Source organism: Burkholderia sp. Ac-20353 (genome assembly GCF_017104785.1).
Taxonomy (GTDB): domain Bacteria; phylum Pseudomonadota; class Gammaproteobacteria; order Burkholderiales; family Burkholderiaceae; genus Burkholderia.
Genome location: NZ_JAAGPL010000016.1, coordinates 12,797 through 34,499, shown reverse-complemented (window position 1 = coordinate 34,499; position 21,703 = coordinate 12,797). Strand labels below are relative to the sequence as shown.

17 protein-coding genes and 1 pseudogene are annotated in these 21,703 nt (G+C 61.6%); 13 read left to right on the top strand and 5 right to left on the bottom strand.

Annotation, left to right across the window (positions count from 1 at the left end):
- Positions 1 to 22 precede the first annotated feature (22 nt).
- A complete protein-coding gene (locus G3N94_RS08090; RefSeq protein ID WP_205791802.1) occupies positions 23 to 745 on the top strand; it encodes an MIP/aquaporin family protein in 723 nt (240 codons plus the stop codon).
- A gap of 77 nt (positions 746 to 822) precedes the next feature.
- Positions 823 to 2,538: a dihydroxyacetone kinase family protein gene (locus G3N94_RS08085; protein ID WP_205791801.1), complete on the top strand. Its 1,716-nt coding sequence runs from the start codon at positions 823 to 825 to the stop codon at positions 2,536 to 2,538.
- A gap of 179 nt (positions 2,539 to 2,717) precedes the next feature.
- On the opposite strand, the pseudogene G3N94_RS08080 reads toward G3N94_RS08085, so the two are convergent.
- The 3 genes and pseudogenes from G3N94_RS08080 to G3N94_RS08070 form a co-directional block, all read right to left on the bottom strand.
- Positions 2,718 to 2,849, bottom strand: a pseudogene (locus tag G3N94_RS08080) (copper resistance protein CopC); the annotation flags it as partial.
- Between the two features lie 44 nt (positions 2,850 to 2,893).
- Complete coding sequence (locus G3N94_RS08075; RefSeq protein WP_241021685.1) at positions 2,894 to 3,802, bottom strand: hypothetical protein; 909 nt, start codon at positions 3,800 to 3,802, stop codon at positions 2,894 to 2,896.
- Between the two features lie 159 nt (positions 3,803 to 3,961).
- Positions 3,962 to 4,423: a DUF2946 domain-containing protein gene (locus tag G3N94_RS08070; RefSeq protein ID WP_205791800.1), complete on the bottom strand. Its 462-nt coding sequence runs from the start codon at positions 4,421 to 4,423 to the stop codon at positions 3,962 to 3,964.
- Between the two features lie 390 nt (positions 4,424 to 4,813).
- Here G3N94_RS08070 and G3N94_RS08065 point away from each other — a divergent pair, with 390 nt between their 5' ends.
- The 3 genes from G3N94_RS08065 (at position 4,814) to G3N94_RS08055 (ending at position 7,141) form a co-directional block, all read left to right on the top strand.
- Positions 4,814 to 5,068 (top strand): hypothetical protein, encoded by a 255-nt coding sequence (locus G3N94_RS08065; protein WP_205791797.1) that lies wholly within the window; start codon positions 4,814 to 4,816, stop codon positions 5,066 to 5,068.
- 56 nt (positions 5,069 to 5,124) lie between these two features.
- Positions 5,125 to 6,192, top strand: a complete 1,068-nt coding sequence (locus G3N94_RS08060) for a DUF6708 domain-containing protein (protein ID WP_205791794.1) — start codon at positions 5,125 to 5,127, stop codon at positions 6,190 to 6,192.
- A 76-nt stretch (positions 6,193 to 6,268) separates the two neighbouring features.
- The gene (locus G3N94_RS08055; RefSeq protein WP_205791791.1) at positions 6,269 to 7,141 is read left to right on the top strand and encodes a hypothetical protein; all 873 of its coding nucleotides are present in this window, start codon (positions 6,269 to 6,271) and stop codon (positions 7,139 to 7,141) included.
- Positions 7,142 to 7,295: 154 nt separating this feature from the next.
- Here G3N94_RS08055 and zwf read toward each other — a convergent pair whose 3' ends face one another.
- Entirely contained in the window at positions 7,296 to 8,771 is a 1,476-nt protein-coding gene (gene zwf, locus G3N94_RS08050; RefSeq protein ID WP_205791788.1) for a glucose-6-phosphate dehydrogenase, read from the bottom strand.
- Positions 8,772 to 9,003: 232 nt separating this feature from the next.
- The gene (locus G3N94_RS08045; RefSeq protein ID WP_205791784.1) at positions 9,004 to 10,437 is read right to left on the bottom strand and encodes a TetR/AcrR family transcriptional regulator; all 1,434 of its coding nucleotides are present in this window, start codon (positions 10,435 to 10,437) and stop codon (positions 9,004 to 9,006) included.
- A 464-nt stretch (positions 10,438 to 10,901) separates the two neighbouring features.
- On the opposite strand from G3N94_RS08045, the gene G3N94_RS08040 reads away from it, so the two are divergent.
- From G3N94_RS08040 to G3N94_RS08005, 8 genes are all read left to right on the top strand, one after another.
- A complete protein-coding gene (locus G3N94_RS08040; protein WP_205791781.1) occupies positions 10,902 to 12,035 on the top strand; it encodes a DUF5938 domain-containing protein in 1,134 nt (377 codons plus the stop codon).
- A gap of 37 nt (positions 12,036 to 12,072) precedes the next feature.
- Positions 12,073 to 13,626: an AMP-binding protein gene (locus G3N94_RS08035; RefSeq protein WP_205791779.1), complete on the top strand. Its 1,554-nt coding sequence runs from the start codon at positions 12,073 to 12,075 to the stop codon at positions 13,624 to 13,626.
- A gap of 14 nt (positions 13,627 to 13,640) precedes the next feature.
- Positions 13,641 to 14,882, top strand: coding sequence for a thiolase family protein (locus tag G3N94_RS08030; protein WP_205791778.1), 1,242 nt, complete (start codon positions 13,641 to 13,643; stop codon positions 14,880 to 14,882).
- 128 nt (positions 14,883 to 15,010) lie between these two features.
- The gene (locus G3N94_RS08025) at positions 15,011 to 16,384 is read left to right on the top strand and encodes an FAD-binding oxidoreductase (RefSeq protein ID WP_241021693.1); all 1,374 of its coding nucleotides are present in this window, start codon (positions 15,011 to 15,013) and stop codon (positions 16,382 to 16,384) included.
- Positions 16,385 to 16,425: 41 nt separating this feature from the next.
- On the top strand, positions 16,426 to 17,715 hold the full coding sequence (locus G3N94_RS08020; RefSeq protein WP_205791777.1) for an acyl-CoA dehydrogenase: 1,290 nt from the start codon (positions 16,426 to 16,428) through the stop codon (positions 17,713 to 17,715).
- A 68-nt stretch (positions 17,716 to 17,783) separates the two neighbouring features.
- On the top strand, positions 17,784 to 18,560 hold the full coding sequence (locus G3N94_RS08015) for an SDR family oxidoreductase (protein WP_205791776.1): 777 nt from the start codon (positions 17,784 to 17,786) through the stop codon (positions 18,558 to 18,560).
- A gap of 120 nt (positions 18,561 to 18,680) precedes the next feature.
- Positions 18,681 to 19,559 carry a phytanoyl-CoA dioxygenase family protein gene (locus G3N94_RS08010; protein WP_205791775.1) on the top strand — a complete coding sequence of 293 codons (879 nt, stop codon included), beginning with the start codon at positions 18,681 to 18,683 and terminating at the stop codon, positions 19,557 to 19,559.
- A gap of 178 nt (positions 19,560 to 19,737) precedes the next feature.
- Positions 19,738 to 21,561: an acyl-CoA dehydrogenase gene (locus G3N94_RS08005; RefSeq protein WP_205791774.1), complete on the top strand. Its 1,824-nt coding sequence runs from the start codon at positions 19,738 to 19,740 to the stop codon at positions 21,559 to 21,561.
- The last annotated feature ends 142 nt before the right edge of the window (positions 21,562 to 21,703 follow it).

Sequence of the window (21,703 nt, the reverse complement as noted above, 5' to 3'; positions counted from 1 at the left end):
AAAACCGAGGAAGGAGAGAGACATGGAAAACGGATTCGTTGGTGAATTGATTGGGACTGCTATTCTTGTGTTGATGGGGAACGGCGTCGTGTCGAATGTGTTGTTGACGAAATCCAAGGGACAAAATTCCGGCTGGATCGTGATCGCTACCGGCTGGGCTTTCGCGGTGCTGGCGGGGGTAGTGACTGCCGTGGCGCTGGGTAGTCGGGGCCACCTCAATCCTGCGGTGACACTCGCGTTCTTTGCATTGGGGCACTTCCCGAAAGAGGAGCTGTTGCCCTATCTTGGCGCGCAGCTCATTGGCGCCATTGTCGGCGCAGTGCTGGTCTGGCTGGCGTATCTCGCGCATTGGAAAAGCACGGAAGATGCCGGAATCAAACTCGCCTGTTTCTCAACGGGCCCGGCTATTCGCGCACCCTTTGCGAACATGCTCACGGAATTCATCGGCACGTTTGTCCTTGTCTTTCTGGTCGTTGCGATCTTCAACAAGTCGGTCGGCACGACCGGTGTGCTTGGCCCGCTGACGGTGGCGCTGATCGTGTATGGGATCGGACTCTCGCTTGGCGGACCGACCGGTTTTGCGATCAACCCGGCTCGCGATTTCGGTGCGCGCATCGCTCATTCGATCCTGCCGATTCCCGGGAAGGGATCGTCTGACTGGTCATACGCGTGGGTGCCGGTCGTCGGCCCGATTCTCGGAGGGATCAGTGCGATCGGCGTGGCGAGGCTCGCCGGGATGATGTGATCGCGCTGTCCGACCCGCTGTCCAACCTTTTTGCCGCCTGAGCGGCGGCTTTCTCCCGCTTTTTTACGAGACTGCAAATGAAGAAACTTATCAACGATCCGTCCGCTGTTGTCCGCGAGATGCTGGAAGGGATAGCGCGACAAGCGCCGCACGTCGCCATACTGGGCGACGAGAACGTGCTGGTCCGGCAGGGGCTCCCCGTTCCGTCGGAACGCGCCGTCGCGCTGATCTCGGGCGGGGGCAGCGGTCATGAGCCGGCACATGGCGGGTATGTGGGCAACGGCATGCTCAGTGCGGCCGTGTGCGGCGAGGTTTTCACGTCCCCGTCGACCGACGCCGTACTCGCGGCGATTCACGCGACCGGCGGAGAGAACGGCGCGTTGCTCATCGTGAAGAACTACACGGGCGACCGTCTCAACTTCGGTCTCGCGGCCGAGCTGGCAAGATCCGAAGGGATCCCGGTTGAAATCGTGACCGTGGCAGACGACGTGTCGCTGCGCGGTCGAATCGAGCGCCATCAGCGTCGCGGCATCGCAGGTACCGTGCTGGTCCACAAGATCGCCGGAGCGGCCGCGGCCCAGGGACGGTCGCTGGATCAAGTGGCCGCCATTGCACGGAAGACGTCCGCCAACCTTGGAACAATGGGCGTCGCGCTTGACGGATGTACGTTGCCGGGCGCGGAAAAGGCGGGCTTTCACCTCGCGGACGACGAGATCGAACTCGGTCTGGGTATTCATGGCGAGAAGGGCGTCGAGCGTACTGCGCCGATGCAGGCGAGCGAACTGACGGAAACGCTGCTCGCGAACATCATCGAGGACCTCGCGTTGAAAAGCGGCGAACGCGTTGCACTGCTCGTGAACGGACTGGGCGCCACGCCGGAGATGGAACTGTCGATCGTTCTGCGGGATGCGCTCGAAAGCCTGGAGCGCCGGAATGTGACCGTTGAACGCGCGTGGGCAGGTACCTTCCTGTCGGCCCTTGATATGCCCGGCTGCTCCATCTCGCTGCTACGCGTGGATGATGAGATGCTCGCGTTGCTGGATGCCGACACGGAAGCGCGCGCGTGGCCGGGCGTCGGGACCATCAATCATCATATTCGTATCGAGCCCGCTGCCACGTTACCTGATCTGGAGGCCAGTGCATCGGATGTGGACGATGGCGGCCACGGATGGTCCGACAGGCTCCGGCCTGCATTGCAAGCGGTCGCGCACGCGCTGCTCGACCACGAAGCCATCCTCACGGAACTCGATTCGAAGGCCGGTGATGGCGACCTCGGGGCCAGCATGACGCGCGCCGCGCAAGCCATTCTTGCCGTGCCCTCTGCCGCTCTGGCAACCCCCGACAGCGCGCTCGCCGCGCTCGGCATGGCATTGCGCAGGGCGATAGCGGGCAGTTCGGGACCGTTCTACGCGACGGCGCTGATTCGGGCGGCCCGAACGCTGGCGGATCGTCCGAACCCGACTGCGCAAGACTGGGCCGCGGCGATGGCCGGTGCGGCTGACGCGATCAGCGAATTGGGGGGCGCGAAGCCCGGCGATCGCACCATGCTCGACGCGCTGGTACCGGCCGTCACCGCATTCGAGCGTGGACTGAAATCCGGTCACGATGTCGCGCAAGCGTGGGCAACGGCGGTAAGCGCCGCGGAGTCCGGTGCGGAAAACACGTCACATATGACGCCACGCGCGGGCCGGGCGAGCTATCTGGGTGCGCGCGCGATCGGCTCTCCCGATGGCGGGGCCGTTGCAGTCGCCTGCTGGCTGAAGGCGTTGCAGCCATACATCGCCGGACGTTAACTCGCCACTGGGCGAAAGCGCCGCATCGGCACGATTGGCAACTCGTTCGCGTCGCTCGTTGCGATTCCTCGTTGCCGCCCCTGTCGAGGTGGCGCCGGGTATCGGCCGGATGGGCCGATACCCGGCGCGTGCGAGCCGCTGCAGCGGGCGAGTCGGCTACCCGCGCGCTAGCGGTCCCGTTACTTCACCCTGAACGAGTAGTCAGCGTGCGTGCGATGCCCGTCCGCAGCCACCGCCACCCAGTGCACGGTGTACTTGTCGGGCGGCAACGCGACGCTGATCGACTTCCGGTCGTTCGGGTCGACGGCGGCCACGGCGCACGGGTCGCGCCGACGACGCCTGACTTCACGCATGGCTATTCTCCTTTGCCGAAAAGCGGTTTGCCGATCGTGTTCGGAAACACGTCGTCGAGGTAGAGATGCGCCTGCAGCAGCACGCCCACGCCGGTTCCGCTTGCGTGATTGACGGGAATCTGCGCCTCGACGCCGAACTGGCCCCAGCGATTGACCCACATCACGCCGGGATTGATCGTCCCGGTCGTCTGTCCCGAACACGGACTGGCCGTGCAGGTGCTCATCGGGAACTCGACGACGGGGATCAGGTTGTTGAACGGCGCCGTGAGCCCCATGTCCTGCACGTGGCTTTGCAGGTACGGCACACTGTATTGCACAGTGACGCCCCAACTCAGCGAATTCGGATCGGCGCTGTTCAACGTGATGCGTGGGCCGACCGTCCCCGTGATCGCCAGCGGCTTCAGGTATTTCAGGCTGTCGGGCAGATCGCCGAAACCCTTGCCGAAGTAGAGCGTCGGCGTCACGGCCGAGTGCGGATTGGCGATCGAATGCGCGCCGGTCCCGCCGAGCTCCGCGAACGCGCCGACCGACGCCATGAACTCGTGTTTTTCGTTCACGTAGAAGCGGTACTTGGCGCCGACCTGCCAGTTGTCGAAGCCGCGTGCCGAGCCGTCGTTCGGCGCGTTCAGGTTGACGTAGGTGCCCGTCACCGAAAGCTGGAAGCTCGGCGTGATCCGCTTGTCCCATTCGAGCGTGGTCGTATTGGTGTTCTGCTTGTCGCCATCGCCGGTGTCGGACTGAAGGTGGCCGAAGTTGAGGTTGAGTTCGTCTCCGACGCCCGGGTCGTCGACCGCCATCGTCGCCGGGAACACCCGGTTGCCGGCCACCGCATGAGCCGACGCATCGACCGGGGAGAGGCAAGGCGCGAGCGCGCACAACACCGCGGCGCCCCGTTTGAGTATGGTTCGCATGTTTGGTCCTGATCATGTTGTCATCACGCACCGCGCCGGCGGTCGCCCTGCGGGCCGGAAAGGACTCGCAGGGCGCACGCGGCGCAGGCACGCGCGATTCCGGCGACGTCGTGCACCGACATCGCCGGAATCGCTGGAAAGCGTCAACGAAGTTCAGGATCACGCAGGAGGTGCGCGCGGCTGGGCCGGAGTCAGAATCGTGTACGGACGAAACGCGTCGACTACGACAGGCGGACGGAACGAGAGCTTCGGCGGCGGGACGCCGGAATTAGCTACCGCGCTGGGCAAGGTCGGCGCATGTGCGATCAGTCCGCAATAAGGACACGCGTCGAACAACGGCGACGAATCGGAACCGTGATGGTGCGCGGCGTGCTCGGCATGCGCTGTGCTGGCAAGCTGGGCGACCGCCATCGCATGGTGCCCATGATGCATGTGATGCGCATGATCATGGACATCGGCATTGGCGCGCTGAAGCACTTGGGAAACGATCGGCGCGACCGTGCTCAGCAGGATCGCGAGCATCCCCAGGAAAGCCCCGACCTTCTGACGGCGGTGGCTGGTCATGGCGCACCTACAAGGCTTCGATGCAAACAGTATGCGGAAAATCTGCGGCAGGTTCACTGCACTTTCGGTTTCTCCCCGGTGGCCGCGACGGCTGCCGTTGGCACAATCACGCCGCGGTCCGTACGAGGATGACATGACGCTTTTACAAACTCACTCGAGCAGAACCCTACACGGTGGTGGGGACAATCCCGCCAACCAGACGTTGCTCGGCCAAATATTTCATTCTGCTTCTGATTTTCTTTCAAATAACGAGACGCATTGAGAGTCCCTGACATTTCTACCGTGTAACGTTCAGGAGCTTTGTGGTATATCTCTCGTTTTATGGCAATAAATCACGGCGAATCTCGGATACCGGAATCGCCGGTGATTATCGCCATCTGGTTTCAGGGCTCACGGGCAGCCCGGTTGGCGTCACGCCCGGACCGAGGAAGAAAACGAAGAACAATCATGCAGAACTCCAATCAAGCACTGAGAGACTTGGCACTGGGTCCGCAACACAATCGGCTGGTGCAACTCGCGTCCGTGGACAACGACGCACCTTACAAAATCCTGCTGCCGAACGCGTTTGACGCGACCGAATCGCTTTCGAAGGATTTTGCGTATTCGCTCGAAATTCTGCCGGATAACGCGCAGCTCGCCCCGAACGAGTTCATCGGCAAGCCATCGCTAGCTGGCTACCGCCTCTTTGGACGATCCTGGTGACCTCCATCGTGATCGGTTTCATGATCGTGTACTTCAAATCGACGGCGGGGTGACGCATGGACGAGCGATTGATGCAAAAGTGCATCGGCTCGCCCATCCCCGAGTGGGATAGAGCTCACCGCCTGCGGATCAATCAACCAGCCGGGCCGGAAATCAAGGATTTGGGGACGGTATTCAGCATCAACTCCACCTTCATGGATGTGATCGATCCATCGTTCCTTGACAGGCAATGGGTCATCATGGCCGTCTTTATTGCTTTTCTGGCAGCTGGAATTGGGCCATATATTTATTGGCTGACATTTATTCGCTATCCAGGTGGTGGCATATTTGAGATTATTCTTTCAATCTTTGCTTCGTTTCTTTTCGGTTCGATCGTCTGGAATCTCGGTCGCGGCCTGTTCTTTGGCCTGTGCGACCGGCCCATCCGGTTCCATCGCGCAACGCGCAAACTCTATGCAGTCAGGAACCGACGATTTTTCGCGAAACCGGGCGAGGGCGATGTCGTATGGGAAGCCCCGTGGACGGACGATTCGATCTTCTGTCTGCATCGCGAGGAATCTCCTTACGGCACGGTGTTTCATATCCGGCACTACACGGTGGACGAACAAGGCAACGTCACGCGGGTATTCTCGATCGGCCGCGAGTGGACGGGCTCGCAAATCCGGTTGGCACTGGCCCAGTGGAACTACTGGTGCCTGTACATGAACGACGGCCCACGCGACCTGCCCAAACCGATGCTGTTTCATACCCGGCGGGAGACGCCGCGCGAATCGTTCCTGTTTTCCCTGTATGGCTTCGGCATGAACGTGTCGCTCTTCATGCGACTGCTGGCCATGCCGGCGATTCTGACCTTCACCGTCATGCGGATGATGGCGAATGTGACATGCCGTGCGCCGATCTGGCCTGACGCGATCAAGAACCTGTCCGCGGTCGCCCAGGATGATCCTTATGCCGAGCCGCGGGCCGGCACCCCTGTTGGTTGGGGTGACACCGTACTGGCGCAGCAACGGGGTGAATATCTGAATGACGCACACGCACTGGTTTCGGATTGGGCGGGCGAACCAGACGGTCGCAAACACGCTGCCGCGTGGCTCGAGAATCCCGTCGCTCATACGGCCTGGTAAGAATGGTCGACAACATCCTGCCCGTCACGGTAATGCCTATATGAATGCAAATGCCCGTTCCACGTCGTTACCCTGGATGGCTGCCGCCGTTGCGGCCATTGTCCCGACCCTGTTGTTCGTGTATAGCCTGCACAGGCTGCTCGCGTCATCTTCACTACCCGAAGATCGCGTGGCCATCATAGGGTCCGCTTTTATCTTCGGCATCGTATTCAACGCAGGTCTCGCATTCCTGATCGCGCAATGGCATGGCGAACGGCACGAGCAACTGGCATTCCGCCGGCCCGCGCTATTGCTGGCTATCTATGCGCTATTTCTGGCCGTTTGGGAGATTGCCCGGGGTTACCTGGCGAACGCACTGGTGCAGGGATTCATCGATCGTGACGAGCTCTACCAGAAACTGGTGATCATGCTGTTGCCGATGGTCAATCCGGTGCTTTACACACTGGTTGCGTGGCTGGCATGGTGGTTTGCTACTCGTCTGCTGCGCAAGGATGCATTGCCCGGGATACCGTCAGTCGATGCACGGTTGCGTGTGGCGGGTCTTGCCGCGTGGACGCTGGCGTGCGCGTTGCTGTTTCTGATGCCGCAGGCGATGGCTATGTTGCTGATCCGTTTTGACGATGGCCCCGGGCCGGCAGGGGCGGTAGCAGGCTATATTGGCGCAGCAGCCATTCCAGTCGCGCTGGCTTTCGCCGGCGCGCTGCGTGGACTGCCTCGTGGCCTGGCGCGGCTGCACGGCTGGCGCCTGCTGGGTTCATCGATTGCGGCGATGATCTCCGTCTCGCTGCTTGCTTACGGGGCAATGCAGGTATTGAGCAGCCTTCATCTCCCCGCCAGTGTGGCGGCAGGTTTGCTGATCGTCATTGTGGTCGTCGGTGTAGGCGCCGCGTACTGGCTCTTCACTCGCATGCTGTTTGCAGGCGTGCGCCACGTCGCCGTGGCTTCGTAACGTGGACGCTTCCCGTCAGTCTTTTTATCCGAAAGCCGCAGTCGACCCTCATGCGGTGAAGGTCGACCGCAACGACGCGAACACCGCGCGTCATCGCGAGCGGCTCGAGGCGACCGCCTGACACGACCGCCTCGGCAGACCACCGCTCGCCAGGTCAGGCTTCCTCGGCCCACGACATGTTGTCCCGCGCGAGAAGCGCGGACGACGCGGCCGGACCGAACGTGCCGGCCGTATAGGAACGCGGCCGATCGCCCAGTTGCTTCCAGCCGTCGAGAATCGGCTCGACCCACGCCCACGCCGCCTCGAGTTCGTCGCGGCGCATGAAGTGCGTGAGGCGCCCGCGAATCACGTCGATCAACAGGCGCTCGTACGCTTCCGCGCGACGTTCCGGCATCGCCTGCTGCAGATCGAGGTTCAGGTTGACGGGCACCATGTTCATGCCGCTGCCCGGCTCCTTCGCGAGCATCTGCAGCTGGATCGATTCCTCCGGCTGAAGCTGGATCACGAGGCGGTTGCCGTAGTGACGCGGCCCGCTCGGGATGATCGAGAACGGCATGTCGGCGAACTCGATCACGATTTCCGACTGACGTCGTTGCAGCCGCTTGCCGGTGCGCAGGAAGAACGGCACGTTCGCCCAGCGCCAGTTGTTGATGTGCGCACGCAGCGCGACAAAGGTTTCCGCGCGGCTGTCCGGGGGGACGTTGTCCTCTTCGAGATAGCCCTTGACCGGCTTGCCGTCAACCGCGCCCGCCGTGTACTGGCCGCGCACCGTGTCGCGCGCGACGTCGGACACCGCCATCGGCCGCAGCGAGCGCAGCACCTTCAGCTTTTCGTCGCGCACTGCGTCCGGATCGAGCGACACAGGCGGCTCCATTGCGACGATGCACAGCAGCTGCAGCAGGTGGTTCTGCACCATGTCGCGCAGCGCGCCCGTATGGTCGTAGAAACCGGCGCGGCTACCGACGCCGACCGTTTCCGCGACCGTGATCTGCACGCTGCGAATGCTGGGCGCTTGCCACAGCGGCCCGAAGATCGGGTTGCCGAAGCGCAGCACCATCAGGTTCTGCACGGTTTCCTTGCCGAGGTAGTGGTCGATCCGGTAGATCTGCGATTCCGCGAAATGCTTGCCGACCGCGTCGTTGATCGCTTTCGCGGACGCGAGATCGTGTCCGAGCGGCTTTTCGAGCACGACGCGCGCGTGCGCGTCGACGAGCTGCGCGGCGGACAGGTTGTCGCAGATCGTCGTGAACAGCTCCGGCGACGTCGACAGGTAGAACACGCGGATCGCGCCGGGGCGCGCGGCTTCGGCGAGCCGCGCATAGTCGCCGGGTGCACCCACGTCGATCAGCACGTACTGGAACAGGTCGAGGAAGCGGCTCCACGCTTGCGGGTCGAAGGCCTTCTCGTCGATGAACGGACGCGATTGCTCCTCCATGAACGCCCGGTAGCCGTCGATGCCCCAGTCGCGGCGACCGACCGCGATGATGCGCGTGTCGGACGGGAGATTGCAGTGCAGATGCGCCATGTACAGCGCAGGCAGCAGCTTGCGGGCGGCCAGGTCGCCGCCGCCGCCGAAGATGATCATGTCGACGGGCTGATCGGTTGCGGTCCGGGTAGGTTGATTCGTCATGGATCGTTCGCGGTCTGAAAGAGTGAGCGTGAAACGTGCGTCGGGCGGTCCGCGCGACGGCAAACGTCAATAATGCCCGGTTTTTGCGGATCGCGTTTGTGTTCGCCGTGATCGTGCTCATCAGCGAGCCATCGTGTCGTCGGGAAGCGAACGATCGTACTCGTGAGTGGCGTCGGGCTGAAACGCCGCCGTAACCTGTCAGGAGTCGTCGCTGAAAACCTGCCGGCTTGGCCTACGCTGCGTCGCTTGTGGCAATTTGCCCATGTGCGACGCGAACTGTTATCGCGAGGATTAGTTCGAATACGCGATCCATGCTCACAGGTTGATTCTGCGCAGAAAAATTCAGCACAAATGCACCGTCCACCAGTGCTGCGATGAGTGTCGCGCGAGCGAGGCACTCACGCGCCGTCGCCGACGAATCGATCTCCCGTATGAGATCGGCGCAGACCACCCTGTAGGCGGCGTAGCCGTTCCTCACAATTTCACGGGTGATATCCGAATGCTGGGCCAGTGCCCACAGCTCTGACCAGAGTCGATACACGGCAAGATCACGGGAATCCTCGAAGAGCGTGGCGATTTCGCACAGACGTTCCAGCGCCGGTTTGCCGCTGGGCTTGCCAATTTCCGCGAAGCCTTCCAGATAAACCTGCCCCAGCGCACCCATTGTCGTACGGAGCAGGTCATCAAAGGTCGGGAAATAGTTCTGGAGCGCCGATGGCAGGATGCCAAGCTCTTTCGCCACCCGCGCCAAGGTAAAGTTTGCATAGCCTTCCGTCGCCAACAGGTTGGCGGCCGTGGAAACGATCTCGTTGATCTTGACTTCTCTGCGCTTCCCTTGGGCCGTTGGCCGGTAATAGAAGGCGTCTTGAGCCGGTTGCGGTACCCGTAGACCCAGTAACCGTGACTGAAGGTACCCATCAGATCCCAGGCCGTCGCCCTGAGCGTCGCTGCTGCCATGAGCGTCAGTGCGCGAACGACGAAGAGGCGCCTCGCACTTCAGCACTTGCGGCGAAGCGCTAACAATCATTTTTACCGCGCGCTTCGCCACGCGAACGAACTCGATATAGTCTCTCCCCGGGTAAGCGCCGTGGGACGCGAATATCGTCATTCCGTCCACCTGCGCGCCGATAACGACGGCACGCACCAGGCACTCTTCGCTAGTCAACGTCGGGTGGAGTTCTGACAGCAACTTCACAAAGATGCTTCGAAACCGCGCCTGCATCTCCTTCACCAGCTCCGCTACATAGGCTTCATGCCACGCGAAAGCCCAGAGCTCAACCATGAACTTTGGCAGATCGGTCTCGTTGATGTTCTGAAAAATACGACTGATCAGGGCGGAGCAACGTTGCGCAGCGCCAATACCCGGCTGACTCGCGATCGCCGTGTAGTCCTCCATGACCTGGCTCACATAGGCCGAGAGCGCCGTGCGCAGCAAATCTTCCGTCGTTCGAAAGTAGTACTGGAGATTTCCATGTGTGATGCCAACGCGATCCGCTACGCGGCGCGTCGCGAACCTGGCGTAACCATCCTCCTGCAACACCTGGCGGGCGGCATCAATGATCTCCCTGATGCGTAGTTCCCGATTTCGTTGCGTTGCCGGCTGCATGCCCGGTTTCGCTTCCTCGGAATGGTCAGGGATTTCTTGCTTGACTGCCCTCTTTTGCACGTCGGCTCTCCTGAAACTCACACAAAACGGTACGAAATTATAGGCCTATCCGATGGAAGAGCAAAACGCCGCTGTGTTTTTCCATGCTTGCACGTATGAACAGCGAGCACGTGAGTGGGCAGGTGCTCCCGTCAAGCTCCGACTCGTGTGGATTGGGCGGCAGATCCTGCCTTCGTCCCAAATTCTCCGGTCAAGGGTTCCAGATGACCTGTGGCTACAGCCAATCGCCTGAGCGTTTCGGCTGCTGCGCCGCCGCACGGTCCCATCGGCACCCGATGCGACATCGTTTGTGGGGGGCAGTTGGTGTTTCCCCTAACTGCCGTCGCCTTGAATGTAGGCCGATTCGCCTCTACTATTAGGCCGTCGATACGTAATTACTAGGCCGATGATACGTATAGCATCTGATTTTTGGTGAAGACGTTTGATCAACCCAACCCTTAACACAGAGGTATCAGGAGACAACCATGGCAAAGCACCCCGTCGTCGTCTACGGCGCAAGCGGTTACACCGGCATGTTGATCATGGACTGGCTGATCGACCAGAACATCCCGTTCACCGCGGTGGCGCGCAATGCTGGCCGCACGAAGGAAATGATGGCCCAGCGCGTCGTGCGTCTTGAATCCGCCGACTACGAGATCATCGAAGCGGATCACGATGTCGATTCGCTCATCAAGGCTTTCCGCGGCGCGAAGGTCGTGTGCAACACCGTCGGGCCGTTCAGCAATTTCGGGCCCGTTGCCGTCGAAGCGGCGCTCAAGGCCGGCTGTCATTATCTCGACACAAGCGGTGAGCAGAGCCATGTCCGCGCAGTGCGCGACGGCTTTGGCGAGTTGTACCGGCAGGCCGGGCTGCTGGTGTCGCCGTCGATCGCGTACATGTACTCGTTCGCGGAAATCGCCGCCGAACTGGCGCTCGAGACGCCGGGCGTTGATGCACTGGAGACGGCGACCCTGGCGCGCGGTCCGCGTGGTGGCAGCGCCGGCGTGAGCGTGGGGTCCACGGCAACCATCTTCGATACCTATCGCCAGGAAGCGTGCTACCTGTGGGAAAAGAAGCTGGTGCCGCATGACAAGCATGCCTCGTTCAATGTCTCCTCTCCTGACTTCCTGCAACCGGTGTTTGCGCTGCCGTGGAGCGGCACGTCGCTGCCGGTGTACTTCGAGAACGATCCGCGCGTGCGCAGTTGCATTTCGTGTGTGGGCTTCTACGACAACAACGTGATGCAGACGGTGCATGCACTCGGCCAGAAGTGGGAGGCGGAGTACGCGAACCTGCCGCGCGAGCAGCAGGATGTGGTGCTCAAGCAGATCGTCGATTCGACCACGCCGGCCATGCCGCCGCGCGAACGCACGTCGCTGCATCGCACTGTCGATTTCGCAATCGGACGCGGTCAGATTGCGGCGGTGCGGGCGACCTTGCACGGCACCACGCCGTATATCTCGACCGGGGCGCTTCAGGTTGCCGGCGCCATCAAGCTCATCGACGGCGAGATCGCCAAGGTCGGTTTCGCGTCCGGCTCCAAGGCGTTTGGGCACCGTTACCTGCTCGGGTTCCTGGAGCAGCGCGGGCTGGCGCGCGCGACGATCTCGCAGTTGTAACCCGATCGACCTGGTATGGATTCCAAGGCATACGCAAATGGCAATCATTGATTTTTTCGACCGTGGATGGCGCATCAATCCCCACGGCATCGCGTATATCCAGGGCGAGCGCAGTTTCTCGTTCCAGGAGGTTGGCGAGCTTTCGTGCCGCGTCGCTAACGGGCTGCTCGCTTCCGGGTTCGAGAAGGAGGCGAAGGCCGCGGTCTGGGCAGACAACGACGTGATCGGGTGGGGCTGCGCGCTCGGCATGTGGCGCGCCGGCATGGTGTACATCCCCGTCAACGGGCGCAATGCACCCGCCGAGAACCAGTACGTGCTCGACGCCTTCGACTGCGAGGCACTGTTCTTCACCCAGGCCTTCGCCTCGATCATCGAAGAACTGCGCGCCAGCTTGCCGAAAGTGAGGCTGTGGGTGTGCATCGATGCTGAATTGCCATGGGCACCGTCGCTTGCAACGTGGAGTGCAGGCCAGCCGGCGACCCTGCCGCGCGTCGATTACGACATGGACGACATCGTCACGCTGTCGGCCACCGGTGGCACGACAGGCGCGCCGAAGGGCGTGATGAACTCGCATCGCGCGTTTCAGGCGTACTTCGCGCAGTCCATGATCGCGTTCCCATATGGCACGCAGCGCCCCGTGAATCTCGCCGCGGCACCGATGACGCACACCGCCGGAATGTTGTCGCTGCCCTGCACCGCACGTGGCGGCACCGTGGTCGTGCTCCCGAAACCCGATCCCGTTCTGCTGCTCGCCGCCATCGCAAAGCACCGGGTCACGGAATTCTTCCTCCCGCCGACGGTCATCTATCGCCTGCTCGATATTCCGGGCATCGAGCAGCAGGATTTCTCGTCGCTCAGGTACTTCTTCTACGGTGCCTCGCCGATGTCGGTGGAGAAACTCAAGCGCGCGATCGAGGTGTTCGGCCCCGTCATGGCCGGCGGGTACGGCCAGACAGAAGCCCCGGCTTCGATCTCGTATCTGACGCCGGCCGAGCATTTTGTCGACGGGAAGATCGCGTCCGATGAGCGACTGTCCTCGGTCGGCCGTCCGAACCCGCTGATCCGCGTCGAGATCATGAATGATCAGGGCGAGGTGCTGCCACAAGGCGAGACGGGCGAGATCTGCGTGCGAGGCGATCTGATCATGAAGGGCTATCACAAGGCGCCGGACAAGACCGCGGAGACGATCGTCGACGGCTGGCTGCACACCGGCGACATCGGTCATCTCGATGCCGATGGTTACTTGCACATCACCGACCGCAAGAAGGACATGATCATCAGCGGCGGCTTCAACGTGTACCCGAGCGAAGTCGAACAGGTGATCTGGGCACACCCGGCGGTGCAGGACTGTGCGGTGGTCGGCGTGCCCGACGAGAAGTGGGGTGAAGCGGTGAAGGCGGTCGTGGAACTCAACGTCGGACAGAGCGTGAGCGCGGAAGAACTTGTCGCGCTGTGCAAGGAGAAGCTTGGTTCGGTCAAGGCGCCGAAGAGCGTGGACTTCGTCGCCGCGCTGCCGCGCAGCACGGTCGGCAAGGTATTGAAGAAGGACTTGCGCGAGCAGTACTGGCAAGGCCTGCAACGCAAGATCTGAGCCGAGCGACAACCATGACCAACATCTACATTGCCGGTATCGCCATGACGGTATTCGGCCGGCACCTCGAACGCAGTATCGATGACCTTGCAGGCGAGGCGCTGCGTGGTGCGCTGCAGGACGCGGGCTGCAGCGCCGATGCGATTGGCACGGCTTACTATGCCGGCATGACGAATGGCCCGCTCCAGGGGCAGACAGGGATCCCGGGTCAGGTGGTGTTCAGCAAGATCGGGCTCGAAGGCATCCCGATGTTCAACGTCGAGAATGCCTGCGCCTCCGGCAGCACCGCCGTGCACCTGGCAATACAAAGCCTGAAGGCCGGCGCGTGCGATACGGCGCTGGCGATCGGCGCGGAGAAGATGAACGTTCCGGACAAGGCGAAGGCCTTCGCGCTATTCGACGGCGGGTGGGATGTGTCGCGCGTCGAGGAAAACTTCGCGACGCTGGTGAAGCTAGGCGAGGGCATCGAGCCGCCCCCTGGCTCGGAATCCGAACTGCCCTACAGTCGCTTCATGTCGGTTTATGCCGCACTGTGCCGGTATCACATGAAGACCTATGGCACGACGCAGCGCCAGATCGCGGCCGTCTCGGCGAAGAACCACGGGCACTCGGTGCACAACCCGTACTCGCAGTTCCGCAAGCCGTTCACGATCGACGAGGTGCTCGCGGCGGCGCCGATCACCTACCCGATCACGCTGCCGATGTGCGCGCCGATCTCGGACGGCGCAGCTGCGGTGATCCTCTGCACCGAAGAGGGACTGCGGCGCATTGGTGCAGACCGAAAACGTTGCATTCGCGTCGCGGCAAGCGTGATCCGCAGCTTCACGCACCGGGGCATCGACGAGCCGGAAAGGAACATCGGTCGTCTGGCCGCCCTGCAGGCGTACGAGCAGGCCGGCCTCGGCCCGGAAGACATGCACGTTGCCGAGGTGCACGACGCATCGGCGATGGGGGAGATCGTCCAGGCAGAAAACCTGGGGCTGGTGCCGCTAGGCCAAGGCGGCCCCGCCGCTGAGCGCGGGGATTTTACGATCGGCGGGCGCATCCCCATCAATACGTCTGGTGGCCTCGAATCGAAAGGACACCCGTTAGGCGCAACCGGTATCGGTCAGCTCTACGAACTGGTCACGCAGTTGCGTGGCGAGGCGGGCGAACGTCAAGTGCAGGGCGCGCGTCATGCCATTCAGGAAAACGGCGGAGGCTTCCAGGGAATCGAAGAAGCCGCGCTTGCCGTGCACATTTTGAGCAAGGATTGACGGAGATTGAAATGAGCATGGATCTCGACACAAAGCCGGAAGGGCGGGCCGAGGGGGCAGAAATGACCCCACGCAATTCGGTGAAAGGCGCGGCAGCCGCACCCGTTGCCGTGCCAGCCGTGGCGGCGATGCAAAGTGCGCGCACGAAACGGGCGGAGGACGGCAAAGAGCGAGCCGACCTGGAAAAATATCGTGCGCTGGGTGGCTGGGTGGAAAAGCCTGATGACATGCAGCCCGCGCTCGAGGGCGATGTCAGCGCGGACGTGGTAATTGCCGGCGCGGGGTTCGCGGGCCTTTCCGCGGCACTGGAGCTCGCCAAGCAGGGCGCGAAAGTGGTTGTCATCGAGCGTGAGTTTCCGGGCTTCGGTGCAAGCGGACGCAACGCGGGTTATGTGGCCGGCGCCATGGCGCTCGAATACGACCTCATGTTCAAGGGCATCAGCAAAGAGCGCGCGACGCAGATCGTCCGCTACTACGACGACGCCGTCGGCTTCGTCGAAGACAAGCTCAAGGAACACGATATCGACTGCGAATACGTCCAGTCCGGCTGGATCCGTGCGGGCGTCCATCCGGCGCAGGAGAAGAGGATCCGCGCGGATATGCAGGTTGGCGTCGAACACGGCCACAAGTCGGAGTTTCTGGATCAGGCGCAGATGCGCGCGCGCGGGATCCCACCTGCGTTTCTGTTTGGCGAATACACACCGATCGGCGGCACGCTCCACCCCGGCAAATACGTGATGGGGCTGCGGCGCGCTGCGCTCCGAGCTGGCGTGAAGCTTTACGAGAACACGCCGCTGCTGTCTTACACCGAAGGCCCGGTCATCCAGGTGAAGACTCCGCGCGGTAGCGTCAGCGCGCCGGTGCTGATGTTTGCCACCAATGCCTACACCCCGCAGCTCGGTGTGCTCGCAAACAAGGTGGTGCCATTGCGGATCTCGGCGATCGAGACCGAACCGCTGTCCAAAGAGCAACTGGCATCGCTGGGTTGGCCAAGGCGAGAAGGCATCGTGACCGGCCACTGGAGCATGGAAAGCTTCCGCCTGACGGCACGCAACACGATCATCTCGACCGTCAAGCGTATCCACTATCCATACGGGTCTGAGACGCCGAATGTGCCCGCCTACGATCAGTATCGTGAGTTGAGGACGGGCCTTCATGAGCGCCTGCCGACCTTGAAGGACGTTGCATTGCGGCACTGCTGGAGCGGCTATATCAGCTCCGCCGGCAACGCGCTTCCCGTGGTCGGCACAACCGGGCCGAACCAGAACATTTACTACACCGCCGGGTGTTCGGGGCATGGCTTGGCAAGTCAATCCATGGTGGGGCACATGATTGCCCAGCAGATTCACGGTACCGAGCCACCGCTGCTGACAGCGTTGCGTCACGACACGCCCTCGCTACCGCCTGAGCCGTTCCGATGGTGTCTCATCAATGGGGTATTGACAGGAGCGAACACATTGGACGATCGGGTGAACCGTAAGGTGCGCGACGCCGCAGCCTGAAGGCGAGCGCTTTAACTGCAAAAGGAAAGGAGGAGCACAACATGATTCGCCTGAAAAAAAACGTGGAGCTGCCGTCGGTCTGGCCGACCGGTTTCGAGACGCCGTTGAGCGAAGAGGAACGCGCGATCCAGAGCACCGTCCATCGCTTTGCGCGAGACGTATTGCGCCCGATTGGCCGGGAGCTCGATCGCATGACACCGGAGGACGTGATTGCGCTCGGGTCTCCGTACTGGACGGCCGTGATCGAGGCCACCAAGCTCGGGCTCGACCCGCAACTGATCGCGCAGTTTCCGCCCGAAGTCGCCATCCGGATCGAGTCGATCATTGGTGAGGAGCTCGGGTGGGGCGATTCGGGCCTCGCCATTTCGATTGGCGTTGCGGGTCTGCCGCTGACGATGGCCCAGGCAGTCGGCAACCAGGAACTGATCGACATGTGCACGGGCAAGATCGGCTGCTGGTCGAGCACGCAGCCCGACCGCGGCTCCGATGCCGTGACGCTCTACCGCGAGGAAATCAGCGCGTACGGCAAGCAGCCGGTGGGGAACATCACCGCGAAGGTCGTTGGCGACGAAATCATCATCAACGGGCAGTATTCGTCGTGGGTGTCGAACGGCTCGGTGGCGCAGGTCGCGCTTGCCTACATGGCGGCGGATTACGGTGACGGCTTCTACCGCACCGGAGAAAACGCCACCCAGACGAATGGCATCGGGCTGATCATTCCGCTCGATTTGCCGGGGATCTCGCGCGGCAAACCCTTGGACAAGATCGGCCAGCGCGCGCTGCCGCAGGGTGAAATCTTCTTTGACAACGTCAAGGTGCCGAAGCGCTTCGCCATTGCGCTGAAGGATGAATTCCTCGGCACCTTGGCTACGACGTGGTCGTACGCCGGAACGCATATGTGCCAGGTGTTCACCGGTGCTGCCCGCGCTGCATTCGAACTGGCGCTGGCCTATTGTCACGAGCGCAAGCAGGGCGGGAGCTTCCTCATCGAGCATCAGATGACGCAACTGCGCTTGGGCGACATGCTGCGCCGACTGGAAATGGCGCGTGCTGTTGCGCGCCGCAGCCTCGCGTTCGCGCGGATGTCGCCGCAGACCCATCCTTACGCGAGCGCGCAGGCCAAGGTCAGCGTGACGGAAGAGGCGATGAAGATCGCTCAAGAAGCGCTCCAGCTGTTCGGCGGCAATGGAACCACGCGCGAGTATCCGATCGAGAAGATCTTCCGTGATGTCCGGTCGGCGCTGATCGAAGACGGTGAGAACTATATCCTCACGGCGCGACTGGGCGGTCTGGCAAGCCAGCTTTATCAAAACGGGTGGACGAAGGAGTAAGCGTCGCGAGTGGGCACCGCAGCCGTATCCGCCACGAAGTGACCCAAACGATTCATGAAGAGACATCAATGAACAACATTCAATCCTTGTTCAGTTTGCATGGCAAGGCGGCCTTCATCAGCGGTGCTTCCAGTGGCATTGGCTTGCATGTTGCAGAGTTGATGGCGGAGGCGGGCGCAAGCGTTGTTCTTGCCGCCCGACGTGCCAGTCTGCTGGAGGCCCATGTGGAACGGCTGCGCGCAGAGGGGCACGCTGCGTCCAGCGTGCCCCTCGACGTGAGCGACCCGGGTTCGATTGCGCAAGCGTGGGCTCAAGCCGAGAGCCAGGTTGGCGGGCCGATCGACATCCTGTTCAACAACGCAGGTGTCATCTACACCGAGCGCTTTCTTTCTCAGCGAGCGGAAGACATCGATCGGGTTTTCGATATCAATTTTCGTGGCGCATTTCTCCTCGCTCAGCAGGCGGCCAACGGAATGGCGGCGCGACGCAGTGGCTCCATCATCAATGTCGTTTCGACGTCCGGCTTGCGTGCGGGTGGATACATGACCAGTTATGGAGCCTCCAAAGCCGCGCTGATCAGTTTGACGCAATCCATGGCGCTCGAACTCGCAGGAAAGGGGGTTCGGGTCAACGCACTTTGCCCCGGAAACTTCAGGACGGATATGCATGCGTCTTTCGAAGAGAACGGGCTGGAGGAGAACCTGATCAAGCGTATCCCGATGCGCAAGATCGGCGAGGTCGAGCAGCTCGACGGGGCGACCCTGCTGCTGTCGTCCGATGCGGGCAGCTACATGACCGGCTCGGTGATTGTCGTCGATGGCGGCCAGGTCCTGAGCTGGATGTAAAGGCACTGTCGTCTGACATGTAGCCGACGATGCATACGGCAATTTCGGAAGAGCGTGGAAGTCATGAAGCTGAACGCGCTCACATTTGTTCAATCATTAACCTCGTCGTGAGGTAAAACCATGTCCGTCAAGCGATTCCCCAATTCAGCTACGCCCGCAGAACTTGCGTCGGTCATCAAAGAGGACGGCGGTGCGATCGTAAAAGGGTTCCTCAGCCCAAGCCTGCTCGAGAACCTGAAGAAGGATCTTCTTCCCTTGCTCGAGACTACCCCGAACGGGGTGGACGAATACTTCGCAGGTGCACAAACACGGAGGTTGTCACGTCTGTTTGCGCGAACCGACCATATGGTCGACGTCGCGCTGAACCCTCTGTATCTCGAAACCGCGCGCCTCATCCTGCAGACGCCGATCAAGGTCTGGAGCGGTGAAAACCAGGTCGACGTAGCTCCCGATATTCAGGTGGGCGTTACGCAAGCCATTCAGATTCGACCGGGTCAAGGCGTGCAACCCTTGCACCGTGACGATTCGGTCTGGCTTTGGCGGCACCCCGGATACAACCGGGAGGCACGCGTGCAGATCATGATCGCCATCACCGATTTTTCCGAAGAGAACGGCGGGACCTTGGTCATCCCGGGGAGCCACAAGTGGGATGACGAACGCATGCCAAAGCAAGAAGAGGCCATCCCGACCTCGATGGACGCCGGCGACGCACTGATATTCATTGGTTCGACGTATCACGGAGGCGGTCAGAACCGTAGCAACGCCCCGCGCACGGGACTGACGATGTCGTATGACCTCGCGATCTTGCGACAGGAAGAGAACCACTACCTGACTTTGCCTATCGAGCGAGTCAAGCGCTTTCCTGAGGAAATGCAGAGGCTGCTTGGATGGTCATGCAGCACGACCTATGCGGGGTTCGTCGAACGCAACGGGTTGATGTCGGACCCGCAGTCGTTGCTCAAGCAGGACGACTTTGTTGAGGTCGGCCGCTTCGACTAGCGCCAGTGCATCAGTCCCTCCCACGGGCTGCGCGGGACGGAGTGGCTGACGCTGATCAACACATAACGCCCGCAATGCTTCTTCGGTCGATCGTCTTGATCATATCAATTTGCATTCCTTAGTTTATTGAAGACATTCAAAAACTCGCGAAGGACCCAAAACCCGTTCATTCGATTCCATGACTAGCGAACTCATCCTCTCCCGCCGCGACGTGGAGTTCATCCTTTTCGACTGGCTGCAAGTCGAGTCTCTTGCCAGTCGGCAACGGTTTGCCGGGCAGGATCGATTCGACTACACATCCGTGCTGGATGTGTACGAATCTCTCGCCACGGATCTCTTCAAACCACATAACAAGAAGAACGACAGCAACGAACCCGCATTTGATGGCGAACGCGTCACCATCAACCCGGAGGTTGGGGTCGCATTGCGGGCATTTGCAGACGCCGGCCTGGTCAGCGCCGCGTTCCCTGCCGAGTGGAACGGCATGAGCTTGCCGAGCACCGTAGAGCGCGCCGGCATGGCCTATTTGTTTGCGGCCAATACTGGAACGGCAGGCTATCCGCTTCTCACCATCGCCAACGCAAATCTGCTGATTGCCCACGGCGAACGGGCGCGCGTGGAACACTACGTCAAGGCCATGTCAGAAGGCCGGTGTTTTGGCACGATGTGCCTGTCGGAGCCACAAGCCGGGTCGAGTCTTGCCGATATTCGGACGCGTGCGGTCCCCAGTGGCGATGGTCGCTACCGCCTGTTCGGCAACAAGATGTGGATCTCCGGTGGCGATCATGAGCTTTCCGAGAACATCGTCCACCTGGTGCTGGCGAAGATTCCCGACGAGAACGGCCAGCTTCCTCCAGGGGTTCAAGGCATATCGCTGTTCACCGTTCCGCGCAAGTTGATCAACGCCGACGGGCAGCCGGGGCAGCGAAACGATGTCGTCCTTGCCGGCATCAATCACAAGATGGGTTACCGCGGCACCGTTAATTGCCTGCTGAATTTCGGCGAAGGTCGCTACCGTCCGGAAGGCGAGGCTGGCGCAATCGGAGAGATCCTTGGCGAGCCCGGCAAAGGGCTCGCCTACATGTTCCACATGATGAACGAGGCGCGTATCTCGGTCGGCCTCGGCGCCGCCGCGATTGGCTATACAGGCTATCTGCACGCGCTCGATTATGCGAAAACGCGCCTGCAGGGGCGGACACGCGGCGACCGATCGCCCACATCCGCCCAGGTCCCCATCATTCGTCATGCCGATGTCCGGCGCATGCTGCTGGCACAGAAGGCGTATGTATCCGGTGCGCTCGCGTTATGTCTGTACGCGGCTCGTCTCAGCGACGATATTCACTCGCTGGAAGACGCCCACGGCCGCGAAGAGGCGCAATGCCTGCTTGATCTGCTCACCCCCGTCGTCAAGAGCTGGTCGTCCCAATGGGGCCTCGTCGCCAACGATCTCGCCATTCAGGTTCACGGCGGTTATGGGTACACGCGCGAATACAACGTCGAGCAGTTCTATCGCGACAACCGGCTCAACCCGATACACGAAGGCACATTCGGCATTCAGGCGCTCGACCTGCTTGGCCGCAAGACCCGTGCAAACGGCGATGCCGCCATGACGGTTCTGGACAGGAAAATCTCCGCCACGGTCTCCAGAGCGCGGTCGACCGAAGCGCTCCAACGTCATGCCAGCACACTCGAATGCGCGTGGGAGCGCATCCGCATCGTCACCGGCAAGCTGCACCGGCTTGACGACCCGGAGCTCCAGCTGGCGAATGCGGCCGCCTACCTTGAAGCATTTGGCCATGTCGTCGTCGGCTGGATTTGGCTCGATCAGGCGATTGTGGCCAATACGCTCGAGAGCGGCCCGACCGGAAGCGACTTCCATCGCGGCAAGCTCGCGGCGTGCGACTACTTCTTCGGATGGGAGATGCCCAAGGTAGCCGCCTGGCTCGCCGTTCTCAATCCGGTGGAAACAACCCCTTTGACCATGCCGGAGCAGTGGTTCTGAGTAATACGCTGCGATCCATTACTTCAATAACTCGCGCGCCGCGATGCCACCGGGGCGAAGGTGGCGATGGCCGGTCCGTTGTCGCAACGGGATTTCGAGGACCTGGCGCAATACGTCGCAAGCCGATAGCGCTCCCAATTTT

Bases quoted from the DNA above. Each gene is read 5' to 3' on its own strand.
- G3N94_RS08090 (WP_205791802.1), top strand. From the start codon at position 23: ATGGAAAACGGATTCGTTGGTGAATTGATTGGGACTGCTATTCTTGTG.
- G3N94_RS08085 (WP_205791801.1), top strand. From the start codon at position 823: ATGAAGAAACTTATCAACGATCCGTCCGCTGTTGTCCGCGAGATGCTG.
- G3N94_RS08075 (WP_241021685.1), bottom strand. From the start codon at position 3,802: ATGCGAACCATACTCAAACGGGGCGCCGCGGTGTTGTGCGCGCTCGCG.
- G3N94_RS08065 (WP_205791797.1), top strand. From the start codon at position 4,814: ATGCAGAACTCCAATCAAGCACTGAGAGACTTGGCACTGGGTCCGCAA.
- G3N94_RS08060 (WP_205791794.1), top strand. From the start codon at position 5,125: ATGGACGAGCGATTGATGCAAAAGTGCATCGGCTCGCCCATCCCCGAG.
- G3N94_RS08055 (WP_205791791.1), top strand. From the start codon at position 6,269: ATGGCTGCCGCCGTTGCGGCCATTGTCCCGACCCTGTTGTTCGTGTAT.
- zwf (WP_205791788.1), bottom strand. From the start codon at position 8,771: ATGACGAATCAACCTACCCGGACCGCAACCGATCAGCCCGTCGACATG.
- G3N94_RS08040 (WP_205791781.1), top strand. From the start codon at position 10,902: ATGGCAAAGCACCCCGTCGTCGTCTACGGCGCAAGCGGTTACACCGGC.
- G3N94_RS08035 (WP_205791779.1), top strand. From the start codon at position 12,073: ATGGCAATCATTGATTTTTTCGACCGTGGATGGCGCATCAATCCCCAC.
- G3N94_RS08030 (WP_205791778.1), top strand. From the start codon at position 13,641: ATGACCAACATCTACATTGCCGGTATCGCCATGACGGTATTCGGCCGG.
- G3N94_RS08025 (WP_241021693.1), top strand. From the start codon at position 15,011: ATGCAAAGTGCGCGCACGAAACGGGCGGAGGACGGCAAAGAGCGAGCC.
- G3N94_RS08020 (WP_205791777.1), top strand. From the start codon at position 16,426: ATGATTCGCCTGAAAAAAAACGTGGAGCTGCCGTCGGTCTGGCCGACC.
- G3N94_RS08015 (WP_205791776.1), top strand. From the start codon at position 17,784: ATGAACAACATTCAATCCTTGTTCAGTTTGCATGGCAAGGCGGCCTTC.
- G3N94_RS08010 (WP_205791775.1), top strand. From the start codon at position 18,681: ATGTCCGTCAAGCGATTCCCCAATTCAGCTACGCCCGCAGAACTTGCG.
- G3N94_RS08005 (WP_205791774.1), top strand. From the start codon at position 19,738: ATGACTAGCGAACTCATCCTCTCCCGCCGCGACGTGGAGTTCATCCTT.